Source organism: Streptomyces sp. CNH189 (assembly GCF_000527195.1).
Map to the genome: position 1 here is coordinate 339,803 of NZ_AZUS01000001.1, position 25,779 is coordinate 365,581.

Below are 25,779 nucleotides of genomic sequence, written 5' to 3' on the forward strand. Positions count from 1 at the left end.
GTGTCGCACCCCGCCCGCCGTCATGCCGGTCCGCCCGCGGCTGTCCTGCCGGTCCGTCCGCGGCTGTCCTGCCGGTCCGTCCGCCGCCGTCGATCCGGTCCGTCCGCCCCGGAAGCGCGGGACCATCCGCGGGCGCGGACCGGTCCGCGCGCGCTCCCGCCGGGACGCGCCCGCCCCGCGCCGTCAGTCCCGCGCGGTCGCGACCTTCACCCGTGCCGCTATCGGCAGGTGGTCGCTCCCGGTCGGCGGGAGGGTCCAGGAACTCTCCGGTTCGGCGCCCTTCACCAGGATCTGGTCGATCCGGGCCATCGGGAACGACGCGGGCCAGCTGAAGCCGAAGCCGCTGCCCACCGCGCCCTGTGTGGACCGCATCTGGGAGGTGACGGCGTTCAGGGAGCGGTCGTTCATCGTGCCGTTCAGGTCACCGAGCAGGACGACGTTTGCCAGCGGTTCGCCGGCGATGGCCTCGCCCAGCGCGTCGGCGCTCTTGTCGCGCTGACGGGCCGTGAAGCCGGCCTCCAGCTTCACCCGTACCGAGGGCAGATGGGCGACGTAGACCGCGACCCGCCCGGCCGGGGCGTCCACTGTGGCGCGCATCGCCCGCTTCCAGCCCAGCCGGATGTCCACCGACCGCACGTCGCTGAGCGGGTACTTGCTCCACAGCCCGACCGTACCGACCACCGCGTGGTACTTGTACGTCCCCGACAGCGCCGTCCGGTACGTCGGCACCGCGGACGCCTTGAGTTCCTCCAGCGCCAGCACGTCCGCGCCCGAGGCGGCCACGTCCCGGGCGGTGCCGGACGGGTCGGGGTTGTCGGCGTTGACGTTGTGGGTGGCCACCGTGAGGTCGCCGCCGGCGGCGTTCTTGTCGCTGAGCAGACCGCCGAACAGGTTCAGCCAGACGACCACCGGCAGGATCGTCGCGAGCACCGCCGTCGCCGACCTGCGCACCAGGGCGAGGACGATCAGCACCGGCACGGCCAGCCCCAGCCACGGCAGGAACGTCTCGACCAGACTGCCCAGGTTGCCGACGCGGTTGGGGATGTGGGCGTGCGCCAGCATCACCAGGGCCACCAGGAGGGCGCACACGGCCACCACCCAGCCCCGCCGCCAGATCCCGCGGTCGCCCCGCAGCGCCCCGCCCAGCCGGTGCAACAGGCGCCGAAGCGGGGAGGCAGGGTGCTCGGGACCCTGGCGTCCGTCGTCCGTCTCCGTCATGTACGCCTGCTGCGCCATACCGTCGCCTCACAACCTGCCGTGCACACCGTCGCCCCCGTGTCCGTAAGACCCTAGGGGATGATCGGTTCCTTCCCCGCCGCGCGCGGCGGCCGTACGGGGACGAGGACGTGACGGGCCGCGCCAACAGTTCCGGGGCGGGGTCGCGAAAGCGTCGTCTGTGACGAAACGCGCACATGGTGACCGCGGTCAGCCGCCGGCCGGGCGCAGCCCTTCGAGCAGCGTGTCGACCACCCGTTCGGCGAGGTCGGCGGGGAGGTCCGCGTCGGGCCGCAGCACCGTGCGGACGAGGACGGGGCCCACGACGACGTCGTTGAGCAGTTCCAGGTCGACGTCGGCGCGCAGTTCGCCGTTGTCGCGGCCCCGGCGCAGCACCTCCAGGCCCACCCGGCGGCGCGGCTCGATGACGGTGTCGTGGTAGGCGGCCCACAGGTGGGGGCTGCTCTTCATCTGGGCGCGGACGTTGTGCAGGATCGCCGAGGTCCGGCCGGCCAGGCCGCGCAGCCGCAGGGACTCCAGCAGCACCACCAGGTCGTCGCGCATGGAGGTGCCGGGGAGTTCGGGGTCCGGGGGTTCGGCGGCCCGCATGACGTCGACGAAGAGCTGCTCCTTGCCGCTCCAGCGCCGGTAGATGGTGGCCTTGCCGACGCCCGCGGTGCGGGCGATGCGCTCGATGGAGAGTTCGGCGAGCGGCACGCCGTCCTCCAGGAGCTTCATCACCCCCTCGATGATGGCGTGTTCGACCGCCTCGCTGCGGGGGCGGCCCCGCGCGGGGCCGCCCTGCCGGGGGCCGGTGCCGGCCAGGTCCACGTCGTGACGTCCTTTCGGTGGCGGGACGACGATTCTCCCCGGTCGGCGGTGGCGGCACGCCACCGCCCGGAGGTTTTCGGCCCCTGCTCCCCCTGCGGCCCCCCCCTGGCCCGGGTGTCAGTCGGCGGTGGTCTCCGCCGTGGACACCAGCCGCTGCTCCTCGTCCTCGCCCGGCGGCTCCGCCGTGCGGCCGGGCAGGAACACGGCGACGACGACCGCGCCCAGCACCGCGACACCGGCGCCCCACAGCGCCGTGACGTGCATGGCGTGCAGGAAGGCGCTGTCGGCCGCGTCGACGAGGGCGCCGGCGCGCGGGCCGAGCCGCTCCGCGACGGCCAGCGTGGCCTCGATGGACTCGCCGGCGGCGTGCCGGGCGGCGGGCGGCAGCACCGCGAGGTCGTCCTGGACGGCGCCGCGGTAGGCCGTGGACAGCACCGAGCCGAGGACGGCGATGCCGAGGGCGCCGCCGACCTGACGGAAGGTGTTGCTGAGCGCGGAGGCGGAGCCGGCCTTCTCGCGGGGCAGGGCCTGCATGATGACGACGCTCACCGGCGTCATCACGTGCGCCATGCCGGCGCCCATCAGGAAGAAGATCACCTCGAGGAGCCAGATCGGGGTGTCGCGGTCCAGCAGGGCGAACGCGGCCAGCGTCGCCGCGAGGACCACCAGTCCCGCGGTGGTGGTGGCCTTGTTGCCGAAGCGGTCCACCAGCAGCCGGGCGCGCGGGGCGAAGACCATCTGCGCGGCGGCCAGGGGCAGCATCAGCAGGCCGGTCTCCAGCGGCGAGTAGCCGCGCACGCTCTGGGTGTAGAAGACCGCGAAGAAGGTCACGCCCATCAGCGCGAAGAACACCAGGGCGATGGCGACGATCGCCGCCGAGAACACCTTGTTCCTGAAGTAGCCCATGTCGACGGACGGGTGGTCGCTGCGCTTCTCGGCGATCACGAAAGCGGCGAGCACGGCGAGTCCGCCGCCGATGGCGCCGAGCACGACGGGGTCGCCGAAGTCGGCGAGCTGGCCGCCCTTGATGATGCCGTAGACCAGCAGGACCAGGCCGGCCACGGACAGCACGACGCCCAGCGGGTCGATCCGACCCGGGGCCGGGTCGCGGGAGTCGGGCACCAGCCACAGCATCAGGCCGATGCCGAGGACCACGATGGGGACGTTCACCAGGAAGACCGAGCCCCACCAGAAGTGCTCGAGCAGCAGTCCGCCGGTGATCGGCCCGACGGCGATGGCGAGGCCGACGCCGCCCGCCCAGATGCCGATGGCCTTGGGCTGCTCGTCCCGCTCGAAGACGTTCATCAGCACCGCGAGGGTGGCCGGCATGACGAACGCGGCACCCAGGCCCATCACCGCGCGGAAGCCGATCAGCTCGGCCGGGGTGCCGGAGAACGCGGCGAGCGCCGAGCCGATGCCGAACACCGCGAGCCCGCCGACCAGCACTTTCTTGCGGCCGAGCCGGTCGCCGAGGAGGCCCGCCGTGAACAGCAGGCCCGCGAAGACCAGGGTGTAGGAGTTGATCGCCCACTCCAGCTCGCTCTGCGTGGCGCCGAGACCGGTGGGGGCGGGCGTCGAGATCGTCTTGATGGCGACGTTCAGGATCGAGTTGTCCAGGACGACGATCAGCAGGCTCAGCATCAGCACACCGAGGATCGCCCAGCGGCGCCGGTGGACGGCTTCCGGGACCCGGCGGGCGGGGGCGGCAGGAGAAGTCATGCGGACCAGCCTAGAGACTTCCGATACGGAACCGTCTCGTATCGGAAAGGCTTTGCCGTAAACATGCCCCGACATTGCACCGCGTTGCGCCGTCCGGAGCAGCGCGCCACGGCGGGGCGGAGCTCACAGGGGGGCCTCTGGCCCTCTTCCGGCGGAGGTGCCACCATGGACGTGGTCCGGGGACGCCGTCAGGGCGCCTCGAGATGACGTGTTGGGAGACGGATCCATGACGCAGCTTTCGGCTGCCCAGACCGGGACGCCCGGTTCCTCCTCCGGCGGCAAGACGCTGTACGGGGGCAAGGGCACACGCCGCATCACTGTCCGCGACATCGCGCTCGCCAAGGAGCGGGGCGAGAAGTGGCCCATGCTCACCGCGTACGACGCGATGACCGCCTCCGTGTTCGACGAGGCCGGCATTCCCGTGATGCTCGTCGGCGACTCCGCGGGCAACTGCCACCTCGGGTACGAGACCACCGTGCCCGTCACCCTCGACGAGATGACGATGCTGGCCGGCGCCGTCGTCCGGGGCACCTCGCGCGCCCTGATCGTCGGCGACCTGCCGTTCGGCTCCTACCAGGAGGGTCCGGTGCAGGCGCTGCGCTCGGCGACCCGGCTGGTGAAGGAGGCCGGGGTGGGCGCCGTGAAGCTGGAGGGCGGCGAGCGCTCGCACCGGCAGATCGAGCTGCTGGTGGAGTCCGGCATCCCCGTGATGGCCCACATCGGGCTGACCCCGCAGTCGGTGAACGCCATGGGCTACCGGGTGCAGGGCCGCGGCGAGGAGGCCGCGCAGCAGCTGCTGCGGGACGCCAAGGCCGTCCAGGACGCGGGCGCCTTCGCGGTGGTGCTGGAGCTGGTGCCGGCCGAGCTGGCCGCCGAGGTCACCCGGACGCTGCACATCCCGACCGTCGGGATCGGCGCGGGACCGGAGACCGACGCCCAGGTGCTGGTGTGGACCGACATGCTCGGGCTGACCGGCGGGCGGGTGCCGAAGTTCGTCAAGCAGTACGCGAACCTGCGGGACGTGATGACCGGGGCGGCCAAGGCGTTCGCCGAGGACGTGGTGGCCGGGTCCTTCCCGCAGGAGGAGCACTCCGTGCACTGACCCCCGTGCCCGGTGCCGTGAGCCACTGCCGTACACCCCTGTGAGCCACTGCGGCACCACCACGACGGCCCGCCGATCTTCCCCCGTCGGCGGGCCGTCGCCTTGCCCGGACACCCCGCCGACACCCCCGCCGACGCGCGCGGACGCCTGTCGGCGGGGTGTCGGCGGTCTGTCGGGGCTTTGTCGACGGCCCCTGGGACCGTCGGGGACATGACGCGATACGACGAACGAACGGGGGGCGCGGGAAGCGCCGTGACCGTCCGGGGGCTGGTCAAGCACTACGGGGAGACCAAGGCTCTCGACGGTGTCGATCTGGACGTGGCCGAGGGAACCGTGATGGGGGTGCTCGGGCCGAACGGGGCCGGCAAGACCACGCTGGTGCGCGTCCTGTCCACGCTGCTCGCACCGACCGCGGGCCACGCCACCGTCGCCGGGTACGACGTGGTCCGCCAGCCCCGGCAGCTGCGCCGGGTGATCGGGCTGACCGGGCAGTACGCCTCGGTGGACGAGAAGCTCTCCGGCTGGGAGAACCTGTATCTGATCGGGCGGCTGCTGGACCTGCCCCGCAAGGAGGCGCGGTCCCGCGCCGACGGGCTGCTGGAGCGGTTCTCGCTCACCGAGGCCGCCCGGCGCCCGGCCGGCACCTACTCCGGCGGGATGCGCCGCCGGCTCGACCTGGCCGCCTCGATGATCGGCCGCCCGGCCGTGCTGTACCTGGACGAGCCCACCACCGGTCTCGACCCGCGCACCCGCAACGAGGTGTGGGACGAGGTCAAGCGGCTGGTCGGCGAGGGGGTGACGGTGCTGCTGACCACCCAGTACATGGAGGAGGCCGAGCAGCTCGCCTCCGAGCTGACCGTGGTGGACCGCGGCAAGGTCATCGCGAGCGGCGGCATCGAGGAACTGAAGGCCAAGGTCGGCGGCCGCACGCTGCGCGTCCGCCCGGCCGACCCGCTCCAGCTGCGCCCGCTCGCGGCCGCACTGGACGGGCTGGGCATCACCGGGCTCGCCGGCACCACCGTGGACGCCGAACGGGGCGCGGTCCTTGTGCCCGTGCTCAGCGACGAACAGCTCACCGCCGTGGTCGGCGCGGTCACCGCCCGCGGGATCACCCTCAACTCCCTCACCACCGAACTGCCCAGCCTGGACGAGGTGTTCCTGTCCCTCACCGGACACCGCGCCAGTTCCCCGCAGGACCCCCTGCCCGCCCCCACGTCCGAGGAGGTCGTCGCCGTATGAGTGCCGCCACCGCCGCTCCCGCCGCCGGCGTCCGCTCGGACGCGCGGATCTCGCCGCGGGCCCATCTGCGCCACACCGGCGCCCTCGTGCGCCGCAACCTGCTGTGGATCCGGCAGGACCCGGAGTCGATGTTCGACGCCGTGCTCTTCCCGGTCGTCTTCACCCTGCTGTTCGTCTACGTCTTCGGCGGCTCGATCGGGCAGTCGCTGGGCGGCGGCCAGGACGCCTACGTGCAGTACATCGTGCCCGGCCTGATGGCCATGATGGGCATGAACATGGCCCAGGGGGTGGGCACCGGGTTCAACCAGGACTTCAACACCGGCGTGATGGACCGCTTCCGGTCGCTGCCCATCGGGCGCGGCTCGGTGCTGTTCGCGAAGATCTCGGTCGAGCTGGTGCGCATGCTGATCGCCACCACGATCCTGCTGGTCGTCGGGGTGCTGGTCGGCTTCGACATCACCCACTGGCCGGGGCTGTTCGCCGCCGTGGGTCTGTCCACGGTGTTCGGGTCCGCCCTGATGTGGATCTTCCTCACACTGGGCGTGGTGATGAAGAACGCCCAGTCGGTGCAGGCGATGGGCTTCCTGGTGCTGATGCCACTGCAGTTCGGCTCGTCGATCTTCGCGCCGACGCAGTCCATGCCGGGCTGGCTGCAGAACTTCACCGAGTACAACCCGCTGTCCGCGCTGGCCGACTCCGCCCGCGGGCTGATGGTGGGCGGGCCGGTCGCCCACGACCTGTGGATGACGCTGGCCTGGTCGGTGGGGATCACGGCGGTGATGGCACCGGTCGCGATCCACAAGTTCCGTACGAAGACCTGATCACGACGGGTCCAGCAGGGCGCCGGCCTCCTCCTCGGAGAGGCCGGCGCCCTCGGCGTACGCGTCCTCGTATCCCGCGTCGCCGAGCGCCGCGCGGGCGCGTTCCTCCGCGCGTTCGCGCACCACCCGCTCCACGAGCCCGGCCCGGTGCCCGGGCGGCAGCCACGCGTCGGCGGCCCCGACGCACCGGGCCGCGTCCCGGGCGTGCCGCCCCCCGTCGAGGCCGGCGAGCGCGACGGCGCCGAGGGTGACGTACGCCGAGTGCATGTGGGGCGCCATGGCGGTGGCCAGCGGATCTCCGGCCCGCCTGACCGCCTCGCGGACGATCTCCAGGCCCCGCTCGTCGTGGCCCGCGGCCACCTCCAGCCAGCCCTCGGCGCCGAGGATGAACGCGTCGAAGACGACGTAGTGCGCGATGCGGAACTCCTCGCGCAGGGCCCGCAGATGCTCGCGGGCCTCCTCGGTGCGCCCGGTGGTGCTGAGCCAGCCGGTCAGGAAGAGCCGGGCGGCGGGCAGCGCCTCGGTGTGCCGGCCCTTCGTGCTGTCGATGACCTCGCGCAGCAGCCGTTCGCCGCGCTCCGCCTCGCCCGCCTCCAGCAGCGCGTTGGCCAGCCGGGCGGTGAGCACATCCGCGTGGGCGCGGGCGTCCAGGCGGTCGGCGTGTCCCCTGGCCGCCTCGAAGTCCGCGGCGGCCTCGTGGAACTCCCCGGCGCGCTCGCGGGCCTCGCCACGGGCGGACAGCGCCTCGGCGATCCCCCAGGTGTCACCCAGCCTCCGGTGGATCTCCAGCGCCTCGTCGGCGTCCCTGCGGGCGTCTCCGGCCCAGTCGCTGCGGTTGGCCAGGAAGTTGGCGCGCAGCTGAAGACCGGCGGCCAGCTCCCACTCGAACCCCGGGTTCTCCCGGCAGGTGCGGATCGCCGCGTCGACCACCTGGCGCAGCCGCTGCATGTCGCCGGTCAGCATCACGGCGAAGACCCAGAGCAGGCCGGGTGGCCGGCAGACCTGCGGCATGCCCGGCTCGTAGGTCGCCGCGATGAGCCGCAGCTTGTGCTGGGCCTGCGGGGTCTGCCAGTCGTCCAGTTCGGTGTCCATCTGGGCCAGGTGGGCCAGGTGCACCCCGCGGCGGGCCTCGGCGAGGAGTTCACCGGTCATCGGGGGCGGGGAGTCGGTGCAGCGCTCCCACAGCGGCGCGGCCGGACGAACCGGTTCGGCGAACGGGTCGGGGGCCAGGGCCATGACCTCGGAGCACCAGTTGCGGGCCTCGATCCGCAGGTCGCGCATCTGCCAGTACCAGACCAGGGACAGGGTGATGCAGAGCGCCTCCTGCTCGTCGCGCAGGGCGACGGCGTGACGCAGGGCCGTGCGGACGTTCTCGTACTCCCGCTCCAGGCGGGCGATGGCGGCCGCCTGGCCCGCCCCGCGCAGCATCGGCTCGGTGGTGCGGGCCAGTTCACGGTAGTACGTCAGGTGCGCCCGCTCGGTGTCGGCGCGCCACCCGGTCTCGTCGAGGCGTTCGGCCGCGTACTCGGCGACGGTCTCCAGGAGCCGGTAGCGCATCCCGCCGTCGCCCGACGGGGCGGCCACCACCAGCGACTTGTCGACGAGGGAGCCGAGCGCGTCCAGGGCGGCCGGTCCGCACACTGCCTCGGCGGCGGTGAGGTCGCAGCCGCCCGCGAAGACCGACAGACGGCACAGCACGTCGCGTTCGCCGGTGTCGAGCAGGTCCCAGGACCAGTCGACGACGGCCCGCAGGGTCTGCTGCCGGGGCAGGGCGGTGCGGCTGCCGGAGGTGAGGAGGCGGAAGCGGTCGTCGAGCCGGTCGGCGATCTGGCGCGGGGTGAGCATCCGCAGCCGGGCGGCGGCGAGTTCGATGGCGAGCGGGAGGCCGTCGAGGCGGTGGCAGATCTCGGCGCACGCCTCGGGGTCGTCGTCGGTACGGAAGCCGGGGCGGGCGGCGGCCCCGCGCTCGGCCAGCAGGCGCAGCGCGACCGGTTCGGGCAGCGGCTCCACCGGGCGCAGCAGCTCGCCCCGGACGTTCAGGGGTTCGCGGCTGGTGGCGAGCACGGTGAGGCCGGGGCAGCGTTCGAGGAGGGTCTCCACGAGCCGGGCGGCGGCCTCGACGACGTGTTCGCAGTTGTCGAGGATCAGCAGCATGCGGCGGGGCCCGCAGTGCTCGGCGAGCCGTTCCACGGGGGCGCTGTGCCGCTCGGTGACGGCCCGCATGCTCTCCGCGCCGGCGCCGTACAGCACGGTCTGGCGGGCGCCGACGGCGGTGAGGACCGCCTCGGGCACCGCGTCGGGGTCGTCCACGGGGGCGAGTTCCGCGAGCCACACGCCGTCGGGGTGGGCGGCCCGTACGGTCTCGCCGGCCTCCTGCGACAGCCGGGTCTTGCCCGCCCCGCCCGGTCCGAGGAGCGTGACCAGGCGGGCGGCCGAGAGGTCGGAGCGGATCGTCTCGATGTCCGCCTCGCGGCCGACGAACGAGGTCAGCCGGGCGCGCAGGTTGCCGAAAGCGCCGCCGCCCGGGCGCGCGGGCGGTCCGGGCGGCTCGGGGGTGAGCAGCTCGGCGTGCAGGGCGCGCAGTTCGGCGCCGGGGTCGGAGCCGAGCCGGTCGGCGAGCAGGCGGCGCACCTCCTCGTAGGCGTGGAGCGCCTCGGCGGTGCGGCCGGTGTCGCGCAGGGCGCGCAGCCGCAGCGCCTGGAGGGGTTCGTCGAGGGGGTGGCTGTCGCACAGGGCGGTCAGTTCGGGCAGGGACTGCTCGGCGTCGCCGAGGGCCAGGGCGGCGGTGTGCCGGGCGCGCAGCACGTCCAGGTGGCGGGTCTCGACGCGGGCCGCCTCGGCGGTGCGGTCGGGCAGTCCGGCCAGCGCGGGGCCGCCCCGCCACAGGGCGAGGGCGTCGTCGAGTACGGTGGCCGCCTTGGCGGGGTCGCCGTCGGACAGGGCGCGCAGGCCCTCGCCGGCCAGCCGTTCGAAACGGTGCAGGTCGACGTCGTCGGGTGCGGCGGTGAGCCGGTAGCCGCCGTCGACGGAGGCGACCGCGCCGGTGCCCAGCACCCGGCGCAGCCGGCCGACCAGGGCCTGCACCGCGCCGGTGGCGTCGGCGGGCGGGTCGCCGTCCCAGACCTCCTCGACCAGCAGGCCGACGGGCACGGTGCGGCCGGGCCGCAGGGCGAGCACGGTCAGCAGGGCACGCAGCCGTGCCCCGCCCACGGGGACGACGGTGCCGTCGGGGCGGACTGCCTGGGTGGTGCCGAGGATGCGGTAGCGCACGGGGTCCATTCTCTCCGGTGCCGTCCGCGGAGGTGAGGCGGCCCGGCGTCAGGGGCGCCCCCACCTTGCACGGAACCGGCTGCCCGTGCGAAACGTTTTCCCGGCGTGCCCGGTACGGTCGGGCAGACGCGCGGGCGCCCCCGCCCGGTCCCGCAAGCCCTGGGAGTTCCATGACCACCGCCGCCACCCGTTCCGGCGACCGCAGGGTCAGCCCCGTCTTCCTGGGCATCGTGGCCGTGGCGGCGGTCACCGGCTGGGCCACCTGGACCGGGTTCTCGGACGTGCCGGGCGTCGCGGTGTTCCTGTTCGTGACGTCCGCGTGGATCGTCTCCCTGTGCCTGCACGAGTACGCGCACGCGCGCACCGCCCTGCACAGCGGCGACGTCTCGGTCGGCGCGAAGGGCTATCTCACGCTGAACCCGATGAAGTACACGCACGCCCTGCTGAGCATCGTGCTCCCCGTGGTCTTCGTGATCATGGGCGGGATCGGTCTGCCGGGCGGCGCGGTGTTCATCGAGCGGGGCCGGATCCGGGGCCGCTGGCGGCACAGCCTGATCTCGGCGGCGGGCCCGCTGACCAACGTGCTGTTCGCGGTGGTGTGCACGGCGCCGTTCTGGCTGAGCGCGCTGGACGGCGTGCCGCCCGCCTTCCGGTACGCGCTGGGCTTCCTCGCGCTGCTCCAGGTGACGGCCGCGATCCTGAACTTCCTGCCGGTGCCGGGGCTGGACGGCTACGGCGTGATCGAGCCGTGGCTGTCGCGGGACGTCCGCCGGCAGGTGGAGCCGTTCGCCCCGTTCGGTCTGCTGTTCGTTTTCGCGCTGCTGTGGGTGCCGTCCGTGAACGGCGTCTTCTTCGACATGGTCGACTCGGTGCTGGGCTTCCTGGGCATCGAGGAGATCGACAGGTACTGCGGCTTCGACCTCTTCCGCTTCTGGCAGGACACGAGCGACGTCTGCGCGGCGTGAGGGGCGGGGGTCTTTGCCGGGGGCTGTTGTGTGCCGGGTGCGGGTCGGTGGGGGCCGGTCGCGCAGTTCCCCCGCGCCCCTGAACCCGCCCGCCTGCGGGCAGTAGTGCAGCGGGCCCTGCGGCCACCGGGGTGCCGGGGGCTGTCGTACGCCGGGTCCGGGCCGGTGGGGGCCGGTCGCGCAGTTCCCCGCGCCCCTGGAGGGGCGCCGCCTCTGGCTCCCCGCGGCCCTGACGGGGCGGGGTCAGTCGGTGGTCGGGGTGCTGGTTCCGGGGGCGCGGCCTCGCTTGACGTAGTACCAGGTCATGTTGGAGGACAGGCCCGCCAGGAGGACCCAGACGATGCCGATGAGCACGCTGCCCTCCACGAAGGAGACGACGGCCGCGGCGACGGCGAGGAGGCACACGACGAGGGCGTAGACGGCGAGGCGGGGCATGGCGGGGGACTTCCTGTCGGGGGACACTGCTACCGCTCCAGTGTCCCCCATCGCCTCATACGTCCGTGACCCGGAGCCCGGCGTGCGCCTTGTAGCGGCGGTTGACCGAGATCAGGTTGGCGACCAGCGACTCGACCTGGTGCGCGTTGCGCAGGCGCCCGGCGAAGATGCCCCGCATGCCGGGGATGCGCCCGGCCAGCGCCTGGACGATCTCCACGTCGGCGCGGACCTCGCCGAGGACCATGACGTCGGTGTCGATCTCGTCGATCTCGGGGTCCTGGAGCAGTACCGCCGACAGGTGGTGGAAGGCGGCGGTGACGCGGGAGTCCGGCAGCAGCGAGGCGGCCTGCTGGGCGGCGCTGCCCTCCTCCGGCTTCAGCGCGTAGGCGCCCTGCTTGTCGAAGCCGAGCGGGTTGACGCAGTCGACGACGAGCTTGCCCGCCAGCTCCTCGCGCAGGGACTCCAGGGTCTTGCCGTGGCCGTCCCACGGCACGGCGACGATCACGACGTCGCTGCGCCGGGCGGTCTCGGCGTTGTCGGCGCCCTCGACACCGTGGCCGAGCTCCTCGGCGGCGGCCTCGGCCCGCTCGGCGGCGCGGGACCCGATGATCACCTTCTGGCCGGCCTTGGCGAGCCGGTAGGCAAGGCCCTTGCCCTGTGGTCCGGTGCCGCCGAGCACGCCGACGACGAGGCCGGAGACGTCGGGCAGGTCCCAGGGGTCCTTGGCGGGGGCCTTCGCGGGCTGCTGTGCACTGTCGGTAGAGGTCATGGCCCGACTCTACGTGCGGACGGCCCTCCCCACCGGCCGGGCCCGGTGCCCGTCACGGCGCCCCGGCCGCGACCGCCCTCCGGTGTCCCCAAGGGGGGCGAATCGGGGCCGAACACCGGGACGCGGGCACGCCGTTGGGGGCAGGATGCGGCGGCATGGATGCCGTACGGGTCGCTCTGCTGAGGGAAGTGCTCGCCGGGACGGAGTGGCTGGGCGCGACCCGGCACTTCGCGGGGACGCTGCGCGGGCAGGTGGTGTCGCACGGCGGTGGGCTGCTGCTCGTGGGCACCCCGGAGTACGAGCCGTGGCATCTGGCGGCGCACCTGGTGGACGAGGCCGCCTGGTCGGGCACCCCGGAGCTGGCGCCGACGCTGGTCCGGCACGACGCGCGCACCACGGACCCGGCCCACCTGGCCGTCGGTCTGGGGCGGCTGGAGGCGGCACGGCGGGGCGAGACGCTGCTGGTGGTCGCGCCCGACGCGCCGTCCGGGGCGCTGCTCGACCGGGTGGCCGACGCGCGGCGGGCCGGGGCGACGCTGCTGTCGCTGGGGCCGGAGGCGGGGGAGCTCCCGGCGATGGCCCACGAGGTGCTGCCCGTCCCGGACGGCTCCGAGCTGGACCTGGACACCGTGCAGCACCTGGTGAGCGCGGCGGCCGGGGAGAACGCCCTGCCCGCCCGCCGGGGCCCGCGCCGTTTCCGGGACCGGCTGTCCCGGCTGGCGGACCTGCTCACCGCGCCGCCGCCGACCCGCTGGTAGCGGGCCGCGGACTCAGTCCTCGTCCCGGCCCTTGGGCGCGTCGTGCCAGGCGGGGTCGTTCTCCCACTGGAGGTTGCGTTCGCGGGCCGTCTCCATCGCGTGCTCGGCCTCCGCGCGGCTCGTGTACGGGCCGAAGCGGTCCTTGGCCGGGCACTCGGGCCCCTCCTCGACTTTCTTGTGCTCCAGGCAGTAGTACCACTCGCCCGGTTTTCCGACCGTGCGCTTCTTGAACAGGGGCATGACCGGCTCCTCTCGCCACGGAAGATGGTCCCCCATCGCCGCTGAATTAGACTCGCCGCATGTCTGGCCAGTCACTCCTCGTACCGGGGACGCTCTCCCCCACCCGCACCGTGCCCGGGAACATCCGCCGTCCCGAGTACGTCGGCAAGCCCGCCCCCACGCCGTACACCGGCCCGGAGGTGCAGACGCCCGAGACGGTCGAGGCGATGCGGACCGCCGGCCGGATCGCGGCCCGCGCGATGGAGGAGGCGGCGAAGCTCATCGCGCCCGGCGTGACGACGGACGAGCTGGACCGGGTGGCGCACGAGTACATGTGCGACCACGGCGCCTACCCGTCGACGCTCGGCTACCGCGGCTTCCCCAAGTCCCTGTGCACGTCGGTCAACGAGGTCATCTGCCACGGCATCCCGGACTCGACGGTGCTGCGCGACGGCGACATCGTCAACCTCGACGTGACCGCGTACATCGGCGGGGTGCACGGCGACAACAACGCCACGTACCTGGTGGGTGACGTGGACGAGGAGAGCCGGCTGCTGGTGGAGCGCACCCGCGAGTCGCTGAACCGCGCGATCAAGGCGGTGCGGCCGGGCCGGCAGATCAACATCATCGGCCGGGTGATCGAGTCCTACGCGAAGCGGTTCGGCTACGGGGTGGTCCGTGACTTCACCGGCCACGGCATCAACACGTCCTTCCACTCGGGCCTGATCGTCCCGCACTACGACAGCCCGCACGCGACCACGGTCATGCAGCCGGGGATGACCTTCACCATCGAGCCGATGCTGACACTCGGCACGCACGAGTACGACATGTGGGACGACGGCTGGACGGTCGTCACGAAGGACCGCAGGCGCACGGCCCAGTTCGAGCACACACTGGTGGTCACGGACACCGGGGCGGACATCCTGACGCTGCCGTGACGCCCGGCGCGCCCGCGCCGCACCGTCGGGGCCCGCTCTCCTCAGGGAGGGCGGGCCTTTCGCGTACCCGGGCCGTTCTGCCCGGGGCGCGGCCGGGGAAAGTTCCCGACAAGGTGTCGGCAAGACATTGACTTAGGTAACCCTAACCATGGAGGATCGGACCATGGACTCCTTCTCGACCCTGATCCGCACCGCGTCGCACGAGCAGCACGTGGAGGCGGAGACCTCGACCTTCATGACCGATCTGCTGGGCGGCCGGCTGGGCGTGGACGCCTACGCGCGCTACACCGAGCAGCTCTGGTTCGTGTACGAGGCCCTGGAGTCCGGTGCGCGGGACCTGGCGTCGGACCCGGTGGCGGGTCCGTTCGTCCGCCCGGAGCTGTTCCGGCTGTCCGCCCTGGAGCGGGACCTGGAGCATCTGCGCGGCCCGGACTGGCGCACCACACTGACCGCCCTGCCGGCCACCCGGGAGTACGCGGGCCGGATCGCCGAGGTCGCCCGTGAGTGGCCCGCGGGATACATCGCCCACCACTACACCCGTTACCTGGGCGACCTCTCCGGCGGTCAGATCATCCGCGACGAGGCGGAGAAGACCTGGGGATTCGACAAGAAGGGCGACGGCGTCCGCTTCTACGTCTTCGAGGGCGTCTCCAACCCGGCCGCGTTCAAGCGTGAGTACCGCGAACTGCTGGACGGGGTCCCGGTGGACGACCTGGAGAAGCAGCGCATCGTGGCGGAGTGCAAGCGGGCGTTCGGCCTCAACTCGGGGATCTTCCGCGCGCTGGGCGAGGAGTTCCCGCTGTCGGCGTGAGGTGAGCGGACCCCTTCCCGTGCGCCGGTGACCGGGCGGCACCCTCGACGGTGCCGCCCGGTCGGCGTGTCAGCGCTCCAGGCGGACCCGGCCGCCGACCTCCGTCCAGCCGTGCGGCTGGGGTGCGGTGAGGATCTGGGAGCCCACGCCCTGGGTGATGTTCAGGGCGCGGCCCAGCCGGTCGGTGAGCAGCAGCGCCGCGGCGCCCGTCGCCTCGTCCTCGTCGATGCCGTCGTCCCGGCCGGGGAAGGCGCGGGCGCGGATCCGTCCGGCCGGCTCGCCCAGCCAGGCCCAGGCGTAGATCCACTCCCCCTTCGGAGGCAGGGTCAGCGCGTCCACCTCGGCGGCGGATGCGTACTGCCGCAGGGTGCGCGGTGGCACCCACTCCGCCCGCGCCTCGATCCAGCAGAACTCCCCGTCCTGCCGGGCGCCCACGACCCCGGCGGGCGTGACGAGTTCGGGCACGTCCAGCAGCCAGGCGGTGCCGACGCAGGGGTGGCCCGCGAAGGGCAGACGGGTGGTGGGGGTGTAGATGTCGATCACCCCGCGCTCGGGGTCGTCGACGAACACGGTCTCGCTGAAGCCGAGTTTGGCGGCGAACTCCTGGCGTTCGTCCCGTCCGGGCATGACCGAGCCCTCCCGGACGACACCGAGCTCGTTGCCGTATCCGCCGCGGGGGCCGCAGAAGACACGCAGCACGTCGTAAGCAGTCACGGGGGCATTCAAGCACCGCGGACGGGCCCCCAGAACCGCCGGCCATGAGTCTCGTTGACGTAACAAAGTGATCAACTTTGCTTGCGCAATGAGCAAATGAATGGCCGGAAAGAGTCGGGACAAATGTCGACCGGCACGACAAAGACCCCATCGGACATGTCCGTGACTTGTACGAATTGAGCAATGTTCCAGGTCACGGGCCCCAGCAGGACGGGGCCGCCGGCAAGCGAGTACCGCCCGAACTGGCTGTTACCGTGCGGCAAGTTTGCGGGCTGAAAGAGCCCGCGTCGTTGTGAACGCACCCGGTTCAGCCATGAGGAGGTGGCGCGTGTGGAGGGACTGGAGACAGCCCGCTTCAGCGCACTCGTGGTCGTGGGTCTGCTGGTCCTGTTCTACGGAGGGACCTTCCTGATCTCGGCCCGCATCGGCAAGAAGGAAGAGAACGCCGACGGTTACATGACCGCCGGCCACAACATCGGCTTCGGCATCTCCGCCGCCAGCATGACGGCGACCTGGATCTGGGCGTCCTCGATGTACGCCTCGGCGACGTCCGGGTACACCTACGGCATCTCCGGCCCGATCCACTACGGGCTGTGGGGTGCGCTGATGATTCTCTTCATCTACCCCTTCGGCAAGCGCATCCGTGCGGTGGCGCCGAAGGCGCATACGCTCGCCGAGGTCATGTACGCCCGGCACGGCCGCTCCAGCCAGCTGCTGCTCGCCGGCTCGAACATCGTCGGCAGCCTGATCAGCCTGATGTCGAACTTCATCGCCGGTGGCGTGCTGATCTCGATGCTGTCGCCGTTCACCTTCACCCAGGGCGTCTTCGCCGTCGCGGCGGGCGTGCTGCTGTACACCCTGTGGTCCGGCTTCCGCGCCTCGGTGCTCACCGACTTCGTGCAGGTCGTCGCGATGCTGGGCGCGGTCGCCGTCATCGTGCCGTTCATCTTCTTCGCGGCGGACTTCCCCGCGGCCTTCGAGACCGGCGCCGGCCGGCTCACCCCGGAGCAGGGCGACTTCTTCTCCAGCACGGCCTTCATGGAGCAGGGCGCCCCGTACATCGCCGCGGTCCTCGCCTACGCCATCGGCAACCAGACCATCGCGCAGCGGCTGTTCGCGGTGAGGGAGAACCTGATCAAGCCGACCTTCGTCACCGCGACCGTGGGCTACGGCGCGATGGTCATCGGCGTCGGCATGCTGGGCGTGCTCGCCCTCTACCTCGGGTACGAGCCGGCCGGCGGCGACATGAACAACATCATCCCCGGCATGGCCGCCGACTACCTGCCGCCCGTGCTGCTCGCGCTGTTCTTCATCATGATCGTCGGCGCGCTCTCGTCCACCGCCGACTCCGACCTGTCCGCCCTCTCCTCGATCATGATGGCCGACGTCTACGGCCAGAACGTGGCCGGCAAGGAGAAGGCGAACCCGCGCACCATGCTGCTGGTCGGCCGGATCACCATGGTGGTGGCGACGGCGGCGGCCGTGGCGTTCGCCAGTCTGCAGCTGAACATCCTCGATCTGCTGGTGTTCGTGGGCGCGTTGTGGGGCGCGCTGGTCTTCCCGGTGCTGGCGAGCTTCTACTGGGACAAGGTGAGCGGCAAGGCGTTCACCACCTCGGTGCTCGCGGCGCTCGCCGTGTTCCTGCCGGTGCGCTTCTCCTGGATCTCCGTGGACGGCGCCTTCGGCATCGTCGTGGACGTGCTGTCGGTGCTCGGCGTCGGCGTCGTGCTCGGCCTGATGGTGTTCGGCTTCTTCGGCGCCCGGGCGGCGAAGGTCGTGGGTGTGGCGGCCGTCGTGGTGTCCGCGCCGTTCGCGGTGGGCTCGCTGCACGAGTACGCCACCCTGTGCGGTTCGCTGGTGGCCTACTCGGTGTCCACCCTGGTCTGCTGGGCGATGAGCGTGCGCCGCCGCGAGGGCTTCGACTTCTCCCTGATCGCCCGGCGTACCGGTGACTTCGACGGCGGTCCGCGGGCCGCGGCGGCTCCGGCCGCCGGGGACGACGGCGGCGTACCGGGGCGGGGGGACGCCGACGGCACCCCGGAACCCGCCGGAACCATCACCCCGTGACCCCCGAGGAGGCACCGTGTCCACCGCAGCGCTCACCGCGTACGTCCTGATGTGGCCCGTACTCGTGGCCGTCGTGCTGTTCGTGATCAGCCGTGGCTTCGTCCGCGAGTGGGCCGAGGCCCGCCGCAAGGGCGAGGACCTGATCTGACGCACCGCTCCGCCGTGCCGTGGGGAGCAGGGGATCGTCCCTTCTTCCCCACGGCACGTCTCGGGGGTGCGGACCCGGGATGTCCCGTAGGGAGCGGGCCGGTGTGTCGGGGACGGCTCAGGGGTGGCCCTCGTCACCGCGTACGATCCCGCCGCCGCCCTTGATCACCAGGATGGTCCCGTCCGCAGCACCCACCGCCGCGATCGGAGCCCCTCCATGACCTCACGCACCACCACCCGCACCCGCGTCACGGCCGCCTCCGCCTTACTCGCCTCCTCCCTGCTGCTCGTCCCCCTCGCCGGGACGGCCGCCGCACAGCCCGCCCCCGCGACCGCAACGACCGTCACGGCCGCGCACACCGCGCCCCGGACCGGCGCGTTCGACCCGACCGCGCTGGAGAAGGCGCTCACCGGCATCCCCGACGGGGACGTCTCCGCCGCCCTGATACGGGTCGGAGGCAAGGGGAGCTGGGCGGGCACCGCGGGTGTCCGGGACCTGCGCACGGGGGCACCCGCACTGCCGCACGCGCGCTTCCGGGCCGGCTCGACCACCAAGGTGGTCACGGCGGCGGTGGTGCTCCAGCTCGTCGCGGAGAAGCGGGTCGACCTCGACGCCCCCGTCACCCGCTATCTGCCCGGCCTGTTCCCGCCGTCGTTCACCAAGCCCCCGACGGTGCGTCATCTGCTGACCTACACCAGCGGGTTGCGTCCCGGCGCGAGCCTCGGGTCGACGACCGAGGAGATGTACGCCCACCGGTTCGAGACCCTCACCCCCCAGCAGGTGGTGGCCGCGTCCGTCGCCCAGGGACCGGCCTACGACCCCGGCGAGCGGCAGGAGTACGGGAACATCCACTACACCGTGCTCGGCCTGCTCATCGAGAAGGTGACCGGCGACCGCTACGCACACCAGGCCGCCGTACGGGTCTTCCGACCGCTCGGCATGCGGCACACCGGGTTCCCCTGCGGGCCCGACCCCCGCGTCCACGGCCCGCACCACCGCGCCTACGCCGACATCGGCGGCCGGACCACCGACGTCACCGAGTGGAACATGTCCGACCGCTTCGCGGCCGGGGACATGATCTCCACCACCGCCGACCTGGAGCGCCTGGTGTCCGGCCTGTTCGGCGGCAAGGTGGTCCCCCGGCCGCTGCTGGACCAGATGCTCACCGTCCCCCGCGTCGACGGCGCCACCTACGGGATGGCGCTCGAGCGGTATGTGATCGGCGGCCGGGAGATCTGGGGCAAGACCGGCTCCCGCCCCGGCTACCACACGGTGCTGGCTGCCACCCGGGACCTGTCCCGCACGGTCGTCTACTCGGTCAACGCCAAGAGCGCCCGCGAGGACGGCTTCCCGCTCGTCCAGCGCTTCGCCCTGCCGGCCTTCGAGAGCTGAGAGGGGGCGGCGGGCGCCTCGGGGCGGGCGGGGTCAGGTCACGGTGTGGCCGCTGTGCCCGGTCCCGGCGTCCGCGCCCGCGGGCGCCCCGGTAGGGTTCGCCTCCGGGAAGGGGAAGGGGAAGGTGAAGGAACCGGATGAGCAGGGATCTCGGCCTTCGTAGGCTCCGGGGACGCGGGCACCGCGGGCCCCGCCGCGTGCTGGTCGCGGCGTCCGTGACCGCTCTGTCGCTGACGGCGGGCGGCTGTGTGGTGGTGCACGGTGAGCGTGAGGTGCTCCCGGCCGCCACCCGCGCCGAAGCGGCCAAGGCGCTCGAGGAGTTCACGGCCGCGTACAACGCGGCCGACAAGGCGTACGACTCCTCCCTGGACGCCGACCGCACCACCGGCGCGCTCGCCGACATCGACGGGGCGCGGCTGAAGGCGGGCAAGGTCAACCACCCCGACGGCAACCCGCGTCACGCGCCGCTGGAGCTGACGGACGCGAAGTTCACCATCCCCGCGAAGGCGGGCTGGCCGCGCTGGTTCCTCGCCGACACGGCCGCCAACAAGGGCGGTGACGTCCGCTGGCTGCTGGTGTTCACCCGCGACGCCCTGGCCGATCCGTGGGAGGTGGCGTTCCTGACGCTGGTCTCCCCGGACGACATACCGAAGTTCAAGACGGACAAGGACGGCCGGGCCGAGGCGGTCCCCGCGAACTCCACCGAAGTGGCCGTCGCGCCCGGCGAGTTGAGCAAGAAGTACGCCACCTATCTGAAGGACGGCGGGGACGGTTTCGCGGACGGTCCGCACACCAGCGTGTGGCGGGACACCCGGCAGAAGCAGTCGGCGCGGCCGGGTCTGGCCACGCAGTACATCGACGAGCCGATGGTGAACGGCGACTACGCGCCGCTGGCGCTGCGCACCGCGGACGGCGGGGCGCTGGTGTTCTTCACCACGCGGCACTTCGAGAAGCAGACGGCGGCGGCGGGGGCGTCGGTGCCGACACCGAACGAGGACGTGCTGGCGCTGACCAGCGGGGAGATACGGCAGTCGCTGACGATGGAGTTCGTCTCCAACGAGGTGGCGCTGGACCCGGCGGACGGTCCGGTGGAAATCCTGGGGCGGATCCAGGGGCTGACGGCCGCGAAGGGCGAGTGACGGCGGGCCCGGTCCGGGAGGTGCGGGGCGCGCGGTCGCCGGGTCAGTGGCGCAGGGGCCAGGCGGCTTCGGCGGGGCCGGTGTGCTCGCCGGCGTACCGGGCGCAGGCGTCCGTGAGGTACTCCAGCAGGCTGAGCGGGTCGGGGAGCGGATGCTCGGGGCCGCGTACCCAGCGGACCGACGGGTCGTCGTCGCCGGGCAGGCGGGCCGGCGGCACCAGGACGTAGGAGCCGCGGCAGTGCCAGCGCAGTCCGGGATGCTCGTCCATGGTCTCCGGATGGCAGTCCAGCTCGCAGGGCCACCACTCGTCCTCGTCCTCGGGGGTGCCGCGGGTGAGGGTGAAGAACAGCATGCGGCCGTCGTCGCTCTCGGCGACCGGGCCGGTCTCGACCCCGGCCTCCAGCAGCCGGCCGAGGGCCTCGCGGCCCGCGTCGAGGGGGACGTCCAGGACGTCGTGCACCATGCCGGTGGCGGTGATGAAGTTGGCCTGCGGCTGGTGGCGGGCCCAGCGCTCGATCTGGCCGCGGTCGGTGGTGGACTGCGTCTGCCAGGCGAACGACACCGGGTGCCGGGCGGGGGTGGGACAGCCCACGCGGTCGCAGGAACAGCGGTATGCGGAAGGATGCGCGGCGGGTGCGAGCGGCAGTCCCGCATCGGCGGCGGCGAGCAGCAGGGCCTCACGGTCACCGTCACCGGCGACCTGCTTCGGGCGGCGTCCTCGCAGCCACTGGGAGAGTTTGCCCTGTCGGCCGCTCCGGCCGCCGAACTCCGCGCTCATCTATCCCCTCGCCTCGCCGTCGTGCGCTCCAGCATGCCCTATGGTCCCACGATCGTGCGCATCGGGGGGCTGGAGCCCACAAACTCCGCAGGTGGGACGAGGGTGACGGGACCGGGCGCAAGCTGACCGGCAGGACGAACGGGACACCCCGTCCGCGGGTGTCATTGCCCGGCCCGCCTTGGTGGGCCCGCCTACCGTGGGCCGCATGATCACGTGGATCGCGTCGTCGGCGCCGGCCGCCCTGGTGTCCGCGGTGGCCCTCGCCGCGCTGACGCTCTCGGGGCACGGCGGCTCTCCCCCGCTGGAGTGGGGCGACGGCCCGCTGACGGTGGACTCGCTGCCCCGGGTGACGTACGTCGCCCACCGGGGCGGGGCGCGGGAGGTGCCGGAGAACAGCATGGCGGGGCTGATGGCGGCGTACCGGCGCGGCACGGCGCAGGTGCTGGACTTCGACACCCGGGTACTGCGGGACGGCACCCCGGTGGTCTTCCACGACGAGACCCTGAACCGTACGACCTTCCTCGGCGGGGAGGTGCGGAAGCTGGACGCGGACGAGTGGAAGGGGGTGCGGCTGCGTCCCCGCGACAGCCTGCCGGGGAGCTGGCGCTCGGAGCGGCCACCGACGGTCGAGGAGGTGCTGGACCGGCTGGGCGGGCGGACCGTGCTGATGCTGGAGCTGAAGGACCCGGGCGGGCTCAGCCGGGTGGCGGGGATGCTCCGGGCACGCGGCCTGACCCGCTCGGTGTTCGTCAACACCAACGACCCGGCGGTCGCGGAGCGGGTGCACCGCGAGGGCCTGCTGACCCAGTTGTGGCGCTCGGCCGAGCAGATGCGCACCGACCGGCCGGGGCGGTGGCGTTCCTTCGTCGACCTGCTGGACGTCGACGTCCACGCACGGGACGCGGACCTGAGGCGCGCGGTGCGGTCGGGGATCCCACGGGTGTGGGCGCACACCGTCGTCACCCCGGCCCAGCGCGACCGGGCCCTGGCCCTCGGCTGCGACGGCGTCCTCACGGACGCGCCGGGACGGCTGGCCCGGTACCGGATGCGGGTGCCGGGACCGGTGAGCGCGGTGACGGGGCGCTGAGGCGGGGCGGCCTCTTCGCGGAGCCGGATCAGCGGGGGGCGAGGCCGTTGAGGGCGTAGTCGACGAGGGTGTCGGTGTAGTCGTGGCTGATCGGGCCGGTGTGCTGCAGCCAGCGCTGGGCGAGCGGGGAGACGAACAGCTCCAGGGCGATGCGCGGGTCGACGTCGAGGCGGACGTCCCCGGCGACCTGTGCGGCGCGCAGCCGGTCGACGTAGAGCTGGAGCTGCGGTTCGAGCAGCTTGGCGACGAAGCGCCGGCCGAGTTCCTCGTTGACGAGGCCCTCGGCGGCCAGGGCGCGGGAGGGTGCCTCGAAGGCGGGGTCGCGCAGCTCGTCGACGGTGGCCCGCAGGACGTTCTTGAGGTCGGCGGCGAGGTCTCCGGTGTCCGGGATGACGTACGGCGCCTGCCCGGCGGCCTCGGCGGCCTGGTTGCCCAGATCCAGGAACGCCTCGAGCAGCACGTCCGCCTTCGACGACCACCAGCGGTAGATCGTCTGCTTGCCGACACCGGCACGGGAGGCGATGCCCTCGATGGTGGTCTTCGGGTATCCCACCTCGGCGACGAGGGCGAGGGCGGCGTCGTAGATGGCACGCCGGGACCGCTCGCTGCGGCGCGCGGTGTCGGGGGCCGGGTGGGTGGCGGACTGTTTCTGGGCCATGGGCCGAATGTAGCAGGCTGACAAGACGGCCCGTCTCGTTGGGCAGTGGTGACCGGAGGTCCTGACAGCCTTCAACCGGTCTTCGTCGGCCCCCGGGACGGAGGCGCGTCCAAGCCGGTCACGGGGCGTCGAAAATGGTCACGGTCAACGCCTTGTCCCACCGGGCGGCGGCCAGGTCGTCGTGGCGGATCATGAATTTCGTGTAGTACTCCGCGTAGACCCCTCCTTCATTGGCGAGCGGTATCCATTCGCTCGCCAGCCGGAGCGCGTCCTCGTCCAGATAGGAGAACCATGCTCCCCCGGCGAGGGTCTTCGCCGTTATGCCGCCGATCGTCGCCTCGTCATCGGCGTATCCGCCGATGACGAGGTGGGCGCCGGACGGCCAGAGACCGTGGGCCAGAGACCGGAGTTCGTCCAGGTGCGGCAGTTCACGCTCCATGTAGCGGGCCAACCGCTGCTGGAAGGGTGACATGTCGTCCCACTCGAGGTCCTCCCAGAACTCGTGCCAGTCCTCGTCCTCGTCGCCCTCCTCGAGCCAAAGGGGCAGATCAGCTCTGAGCTCGGCGCAGACGTCGATCCGCTCGCCGACGCACGCGGGGCCGGGGGGTTCCGCGACCGCGGTTTCGGTGCCGTCCGGTACGTACACGACTCGTGAGTACCGTCCCGGATCGGCCCGCGACTCGCTGAAGTCCTTTTCCTGGTGGACGAAGAAGAGCAGCGTCCCGTCCACCGGCAGGTCGAAGCCGTCGACCCTCGGCAGTTCCCCGCAATCGACGGAGAGGAGCAACGGCAACGGAACGCCCCCGGCGGACGGCCACTCCATACCCACCGGCAGCCGGGGCGACCCACCGATGTGCCCGACCGGAGAACCCTCACCACGCCCCGACAATCCGATCGCCAAACGAAGGTGTTGGCAGAACCTGTTGATCTCGTCATCCGGGATGCCCAACTCAAGCGCTGCCCGGCGGAACTCTCCCTGGTGATCCATGACCGAGAACATAGGCCTTTCACAACTCGGCTGTGCCAGCGGGGTGTTGATGGGCCTGGGGTGTAAGGGGTGGATGCGAGTGGTCGGTCGCCTCGGACTACCCCAGGGCCCCCTCCGACCGACAACCGAAGTCCTGGCGAGGGCGTCGCTTCACGGTCGGACGCTCCCGCAGGTCGGGCGCGCGCTTCAGCGACGAGCCTCAACAGGCCCCGCGAACCGGGGGCCAGGGGTCGCCCCAGTCCGTGTCGCGGGCCGCTCGGTAGAGGTCGCCGTGGCGTTTGGTGACCGTGGTGCGGCGCAGGGACGGGTCCGTCTCGCACAGGTCGAGGAGGACCTGGCCCTTGCGGATCTGCGGCTTGCGGACGACGCGGGAGGGGGCCGGGGCGACCGGGCCCCGGATCGCCGCGACGTAGCTGAACTTCTCGTCCTCGTAGGGGAGGGTGCCGCCCTTGATCTGGCGGTGCAGCGAGGAGCGGCTGACCCGCGCCGAGAAGTGGCACCAGTCGGTGCCGGGCACGATGGGGCAGGCGGCGCTGTGCGGGCAGGGCGCGGCCACGTGGAATCCGGCGGCGACCAGGCGGTCGCGGGCCTCGATCATCCGGGCGTAGCCGTCGGGGGTGCCGGGCTCCACGATCACCACGGCCCGCGCGGCGGCGGCGGCGTCGACCAGGGCGGCGCGGTCGGGCGCGGTGAGCTCGTTGAGCACGTAGGAGACGGTCACGAGGTCGGTCGGCCCGAGGGTGAGGCCGGGTCCGATCCGGGCGCGCTCCCAGCGGGCGCCGCGCAGGGTGCGGTGTCCCGCGGCCAGTTCACGGCCGAGGTCGAGCGCGGGCCCGGCCCAGTCGAGCACGGTCACGGGGCGCTCCCCGTCCCAGGTCGCGCCGACCGCCCAGGCCGCCGCGCCGGTGCCCCCGCCGATGTCGACGTGGTCCCCGGGCGTCCACCCGGGCACGGCGTCGGCGAACGCGCGCAGGGCCGACCGCACCGCCTCGAAGGTGGCGGGCATGCGGTAGGCGGCGTACGCGGCCACGTCGGCGCGGTCGCGCAGGATGGGGGTGTCGGTGGGGGTGGCGCCCCGGTAGTGGGCGATCAGCCGCTCGACGGCCTGCGCGGCCTGCCGCGCCGGAATCCCGTCCAGCAGCCCGGCGAGGGCGGCACGCAGGGAGTCGGCGGTGTGCGGGGGTGCGGGGGCGTTCACCCGGCGATTCTACGAGGCCGGGCGGGGGCGGAACACCTCGCTCCGCCACGAGCACCCGGCACCCGGCACCCGCCGCCCCCGCGACCGTCCGGCGCCCCTACTCCGCCGCGTGCCTGTCCAGGGCGAGGAGCACGTGGCCCACGTCGTGCGGCATCACGGCGATCTCGACGGCGCCCACGGAGGATTCGCACACCACGATCGTGGCCCGGGGGTTCACGCGCAGCACCCCTTCGCGCCACGTCGGCTTCCGCGTACCGACCTGCCGCAGCGCGGTCGGCGGGTCCAGCTTCGCGCCGGCCCGCGTGCGCGGCGTCCACGCGAACGTGGACGGGCCGACCGCCATCCGCCCCCGCAGCCACCGCCCCTCACGGGCGGGATGCCGCAGCATGCACGGCACCTCGATCACCTCGCCCCCGGCGGCGCCTTCGTCGCGGCGCCGTACCGTCCTGCGCACCAGCCAGGCCGTCAGCCCACCGGCCACCAGGACACACACGAATCCGATCACCGGGGCATTCAAC

At 72.8% G+C, this 25,779-nt stretch carries 25 protein-coding genes and 1 pseudogene; 13 read left to right on the forward strand and 13 right to left on the reverse strand.

From position 1 onward, the window contains the following. Positions 1-183: 183 nt before the first annotated feature. The 3 genes from B100_RS0101495 to B100_RS0101505 form a co-directional block, all read right to left on the reverse strand. A complete protein-coding gene (locus tag B100_RS0101495) occupies positions 184-1,236 on the reverse strand; it encodes an endonuclease/exonuclease/phosphatase family protein (protein WP_024882708.1) in 1,053 nt (350 codons plus the stop codon). 189 nt (positions 1,237-1,425) lie between these two features. After that, on the reverse strand, positions 1,426-2,046 hold the full coding sequence (locus B100_RS0101500) for a TetR/AcrR family transcriptional regulator (protein ID WP_024882709.1): 621 nt from the start codon (positions 2,044-2,046) through the stop codon (positions 1,426-1,428). A 117-nt stretch (positions 2,047-2,163) separates the two neighbouring features. Then, a complete protein-coding gene (locus B100_RS0101505; protein WP_024882710.1) occupies positions 2,164-3,765 on the reverse strand; it encodes an MFS transporter in 1,602 nt (533 codons plus the stop codon). Positions 3,766-3,991: 226 nt separating this feature from the next. Here B100_RS0101505 and panB point away from each other — a divergent pair, with 226 nt between their 5' ends. The 3 genes from panB to B100_RS0101520 all read left to right on the forward strand — a co-directional run bounded on the left by panB (position 3,992) and on the right by B100_RS0101520 (position 6,927). Beyond that, positions 3,992-4,867, forward strand: a complete 876-nt coding sequence (panB, locus tag B100_RS0101510) for a 3-methyl-2-oxobutanoate hydroxymethyltransferase (RefSeq protein WP_024882711.1) — start codon at positions 3,992-3,994, stop codon at positions 4,865-4,867. Between the two features lie 210 nt (positions 4,868-5,077). After that, entirely contained in the window at positions 5,078-6,106 is a 1,029-nt protein-coding gene (locus B100_RS0101515) for an ATP-binding cassette domain-containing protein (RefSeq protein WP_024882712.1), read from the forward strand. Then, positions 6,103-6,927, forward strand: a complete 825-nt coding sequence (locus B100_RS0101520) for an ABC transporter permease (RefSeq protein ID WP_024882713.1) — start codon at positions 6,103-6,105, stop codon at positions 6,925-6,927. The genes B100_RS0101515 and B100_RS0101520 overlap by 4 nt, the downstream gene beginning before the upstream one ends. Here B100_RS0101520 and B100_RS0101525 read toward each other — a convergent pair whose 3' ends face one another. Further along, positions 6,928-10,206, reverse strand: coding sequence for a BTAD domain-containing putative transcriptional regulator (locus B100_RS0101525; protein WP_024882714.1), 3,279 nt, complete (start codon positions 10,204-10,206; stop codon positions 6,928-6,930). 161 nt (positions 10,207-10,367) lie between these two features. Between B100_RS0101525 and B100_RS0101530 the strand changes: the two genes are divergently transcribed. Further along, positions 10,368-11,162 (forward strand): site-2 protease family protein, encoded by a 795-nt coding sequence (locus B100_RS0101530; protein WP_024882715.1) that lies wholly within the window; start codon positions 10,368-10,370, stop codon positions 11,160-11,162. A gap of 243 nt (positions 11,163-11,405) precedes the next feature. On the opposite strand, the gene B100_RS0101535 is transcribed toward B100_RS0101530, so the two are convergent. Together B100_RS0101535 and npdG are read right to left on the reverse strand one after the other, a co-directional pair. Next, positions 11,406-11,597 carry a hypothetical protein gene (locus B100_RS0101535; protein ID WP_024882716.1) on the reverse strand — a complete coding sequence of 64 codons (192 nt, stop codon included), beginning with the start codon at positions 11,595-11,597 and terminating at the stop codon, positions 11,406-11,408. A gap of 55 nt (positions 11,598-11,652) precedes the next feature. Further along, positions 11,653-12,366 (reverse strand): NADPH-dependent F420 reductase, encoded by a 714-nt coding sequence (npdG, locus tag B100_RS0101540; protein WP_024882717.1) that lies wholly within the window; start codon positions 12,364-12,366, stop codon positions 11,653-11,655. 155 nt (positions 12,367-12,521) lie between these two features. On the opposite strand from npdG, the gene B100_RS0101545 reads away from it, so the two are divergent. Beyond that, entirely contained in the window at positions 12,522-13,124 is a 603-nt protein-coding gene (locus tag B100_RS0101545; RefSeq protein ID WP_024882718.1) for a hypothetical protein, read from the forward strand. 12 nt (positions 13,125-13,136) lie between these two features. On the opposite strand, the gene B100_RS0101550 is transcribed toward B100_RS0101545, so the two are convergent. After that, positions 13,137-13,364 carry a hypothetical protein gene (locus B100_RS0101550; RefSeq protein ID WP_024882719.1) on the reverse strand — a complete coding sequence of 76 codons (228 nt, stop codon included), beginning with the start codon at positions 13,362-13,364 and terminating at the stop codon, positions 13,137-13,139. A gap of 59 nt (positions 13,365-13,423) precedes the next feature. On the opposite strand from B100_RS0101550, the gene map reads away from it, so the two are divergent. Together map and B100_RS0101560 are read left to right on the forward strand one after the other, a co-directional pair. Further along, positions 13,424-14,281, forward strand: coding sequence for a type I methionyl aminopeptidase (map, locus tag B100_RS0101555; protein ID WP_024882720.1), 858 nt, complete (start codon positions 13,424-13,426; stop codon positions 14,279-14,281). Between the two features lie 163 nt (positions 14,282-14,444). Beyond that, positions 14,445-15,092, forward strand: coding sequence for a biliverdin-producing heme oxygenase (locus B100_RS0101560; RefSeq protein ID WP_024882721.1), 648 nt, complete (start codon positions 14,445-14,447; stop codon positions 15,090-15,092). A 69-nt stretch (positions 15,093-15,161) separates the two neighbouring features. Here B100_RS0101560 and B100_RS0101565 read toward each other — a convergent pair whose 3' ends face one another. Further along, entirely contained in the window at positions 15,162-15,806 is a 645-nt protein-coding gene (locus tag B100_RS0101565) for a PhzF family phenazine biosynthesis protein (protein WP_024882722.1), read from the reverse strand. A gap of 330 nt (positions 15,807-16,136) precedes the next feature. Between B100_RS0101565 and B100_RS0101570 the strand changes: the two genes are divergently transcribed. The 5 genes and pseudogenes from B100_RS0101570 (at position 16,137) to B100_RS0101585 (ending at position 20,552) form a co-directional block, all read left to right on the forward strand. Then, positions 16,137-17,873 (forward strand): sodium:solute symporter family protein, encoded by a 1,737-nt coding sequence (locus B100_RS0101570; protein ID WP_024882723.1) that lies wholly within the window; start codon positions 16,137-16,139, stop codon positions 17,871-17,873. A 16-nt stretch (positions 17,874-17,889) separates the two neighbouring features. Beyond that, on the forward strand, positions 17,890-18,021 hold the full coding sequence (locus B100_RS37420) for a putative transporter small subunit (RefSeq protein ID WP_024882724.1): 132 nt from the start codon (positions 17,890-17,892) through the stop codon (positions 18,019-18,021). A gap of 216 nt (positions 18,022-18,237) precedes the next feature. Continuing rightward, entirely contained in the window at positions 18,238-19,413 is a 1,176-nt protein-coding gene (locus tag B100_RS0101580; protein WP_024882725.1) for a serine hydrolase domain-containing protein, read from the forward strand. A gap of 34 nt (positions 19,414-19,447) precedes the next feature. Next, positions 19,448-19,576 (forward strand): annotated as a pseudogene (locus B100_RS37425) (iron transporter); the annotation flags it as partial. Then, positions 19,551-20,552 carry an SCO2278 family lipoprotein gene (locus B100_RS0101585; protein WP_024882726.1) on the forward strand — a complete coding sequence of 334 codons (1,002 nt, stop codon included), beginning with the start codon at positions 19,551-19,553 and terminating at the stop codon, positions 20,550-20,552. The pseudogene B100_RS37425 and the gene B100_RS0101585, both read left to right, overlap by 26 nt. Before the next feature lie 43 nt (positions 20,553-20,595). Here the strand turns inward: B100_RS0101585 and B100_RS0101590 are convergent, their stop codons facing one another. After that, the gene (locus tag B100_RS0101590) at positions 20,596-21,330 is read right to left on the reverse strand and encodes a bifunctional DNA primase/polymerase (RefSeq protein WP_024882727.1); all 735 of its coding nucleotides are present in this window, start codon (positions 21,328-21,330) and stop codon (positions 20,596-20,598) included. A gap of 205 nt (positions 21,331-21,535) precedes the next feature. Here B100_RS0101590 and B100_RS0101595 point away from each other — a divergent pair, with 205 nt between their 5' ends. After that, a complete protein-coding gene (locus B100_RS0101595; RefSeq protein ID WP_024882728.1) occupies positions 21,536-22,417 on the forward strand; it encodes a glycerophosphodiester phosphodiesterase in 882 nt (293 codons plus the stop codon). A gap of 28 nt (positions 22,418-22,445) precedes the next feature. On the opposite strand, the gene B100_RS0101600 is transcribed toward B100_RS0101595, so the two are convergent. From B100_RS0101600 to B100_RS0101615, 4 genes are all read right to left on the reverse strand, one after another. After that, on the reverse strand, positions 22,446-23,075 hold the full coding sequence (locus B100_RS0101600; RefSeq protein ID WP_024882729.1) for a TetR/AcrR family transcriptional regulator: 630 nt from the start codon (positions 23,073-23,075) through the stop codon (positions 22,446-22,448). Between the two features lie 118 nt (positions 23,076-23,193). Then, positions 23,194-24,063: a DUF1963 domain-containing protein gene (locus B100_RS0101605; RefSeq protein WP_024882730.1), complete on the reverse strand. Its 870-nt coding sequence runs from the start codon at positions 24,061-24,063 to the stop codon at positions 23,194-23,196. Positions 24,064-24,262: 199 nt separating this feature from the next. Then, positions 24,263-25,261 carry a small ribosomal subunit Rsm22 family protein gene (locus B100_RS0101610; protein ID WP_024882731.1) on the reverse strand — a complete coding sequence of 333 codons (999 nt, stop codon included), beginning with the start codon at positions 25,259-25,261 and terminating at the stop codon, positions 24,263-24,265. A 97-nt stretch (positions 25,262-25,358) separates the two neighbouring features. Continuing rightward, entirely contained in the window at positions 25,359-25,766 is a 408-nt protein-coding gene (locus B100_RS0101615; protein ID WP_486585576.1) for a hypothetical protein, read from the reverse strand. Positions 25,767-25,779: the final 13 nt, after the last annotated feature.

What these genes read in the sequence shown, in the direction of transcription:
- B100_RS0101525 (WP_024882714.1), bottom strand. Translation starts at nt 10,206, where the DNA reads ATGGACCCCGTGCGCTACCGCATCCTCGGCACCACCCAGGCAGTCCGC.
- B100_RS0101590 (WP_024882727.1), bottom strand. Translation starts at nt 21,330, where the DNA reads ATGAGCGCGGAGTTCGGCGGCCGGAGCGGCCGACAGGGCAAACTCTCC.
- B100_RS0101515 (WP_024882712.1), top strand. Translation starts at nt 5,078, where the DNA reads ATGACGCGATACGACGAACGAACGGGGGGCGCGGGAAGCGCCGTGACC.
- B100_RS0101505 (WP_024882710.1), bottom strand. Translation starts at nt 3,765, where the DNA reads ATGACTTCTCCTGCCGCCCCCGCCCGCCGGGTCCCGGAAGCCGTCCAC.
- B100_RS0101495 (WP_024882708.1), bottom strand. Translation starts at nt 1,236, where the DNA reads ATGGCGCAGCAGGCGTACATGACGGAGACGGACGACGGACGCCAGGGT.
- B100_RS0101560 (WP_024882721.1), top strand. Translation starts at nt 14,445, where the DNA reads ATGGACTCCTTCTCGACCCTGATCCGCACCGCGTCGCACGAGCAGCAC.
- B100_RS0101600 (WP_024882729.1), bottom strand. Translation starts at nt 23,075, where the DNA reads ATGGCCCAGAAACAGTCCGCCACCCACCCGGCCCCCGACACCGCGCGC.
- B100_RS0101520 (WP_024882713.1), top strand. Translation starts at nt 6,103, where the DNA reads ATGAGTGCCGCCACCGCCGCTCCCGCCGCCGGCGTCCGCTCGGACGCG.
- B100_RS0101605 (WP_024882730.1), bottom strand. Translation starts at nt 24,063, where the DNA reads ATGGATCACCAGGGAGAGTTCCGCCGGGCAGCGCTTGAGTTGGGCATC.
- B100_RS0101585 (WP_024882726.1), top strand. Translation starts at nt 19,551, where the DNA reads ATGAGCAGGGATCTCGGCCTTCGTAGGCTCCGGGGACGCGGGCACCGC.
- panB (WP_024882711.1), top strand. Translation starts at nt 3,992, where the DNA reads ATGACGCAGCTTTCGGCTGCCCAGACCGGGACGCCCGGTTCCTCCTCC.
- B100_RS0101535 (WP_024882716.1), bottom strand. Translation starts at nt 11,597, where the DNA reads ATGCCCCGCCTCGCCGTCTACGCCCTCGTCGTGTGCCTCCTCGCCGTC.
- B100_RS0101530 (WP_024882715.1), top strand. Translation starts at nt 10,368, where the DNA reads ATGACCACCGCCGCCACCCGTTCCGGCGACCGCAGGGTCAGCCCCGTC.
- B100_RS0101545 (WP_024882718.1), top strand. Translation starts at nt 12,522, where the DNA reads ATGGATGCCGTACGGGTCGCTCTGCTGAGGGAAGTGCTCGCCGGGACG.
- B100_RS0101580 (WP_024882725.1), top strand. Translation starts at nt 18,238, where the DNA reads ATGACCTCACGCACCACCACCCGCACCCGCGTCACGGCCGCCTCCGCC.
- npdG (WP_024882717.1), bottom strand. Translation starts at nt 12,366, where the DNA reads ATGACCTCTACCGACAGTGCACAGCAGCCCGCGAAGGCCCCCGCCAAG.
- map (WP_024882720.1), top strand. Translation starts at nt 13,424, where the DNA reads ATGTCTGGCCAGTCACTCCTCGTACCGGGGACGCTCTCCCCCACCCGC.
- B100_RS0101550 (WP_024882719.1), bottom strand. Translation starts at nt 13,364, where the DNA reads ATGCCCCTGTTCAAGAAGCGCACGGTCGGAAAACCGGGCGAGTGGTAC.
- B100_RS0101595 (WP_024882728.1), top strand. Translation starts at nt 21,536, where the DNA reads ATGATCACGTGGATCGCGTCGTCGGCGCCGGCCGCCCTGGTGTCCGCG.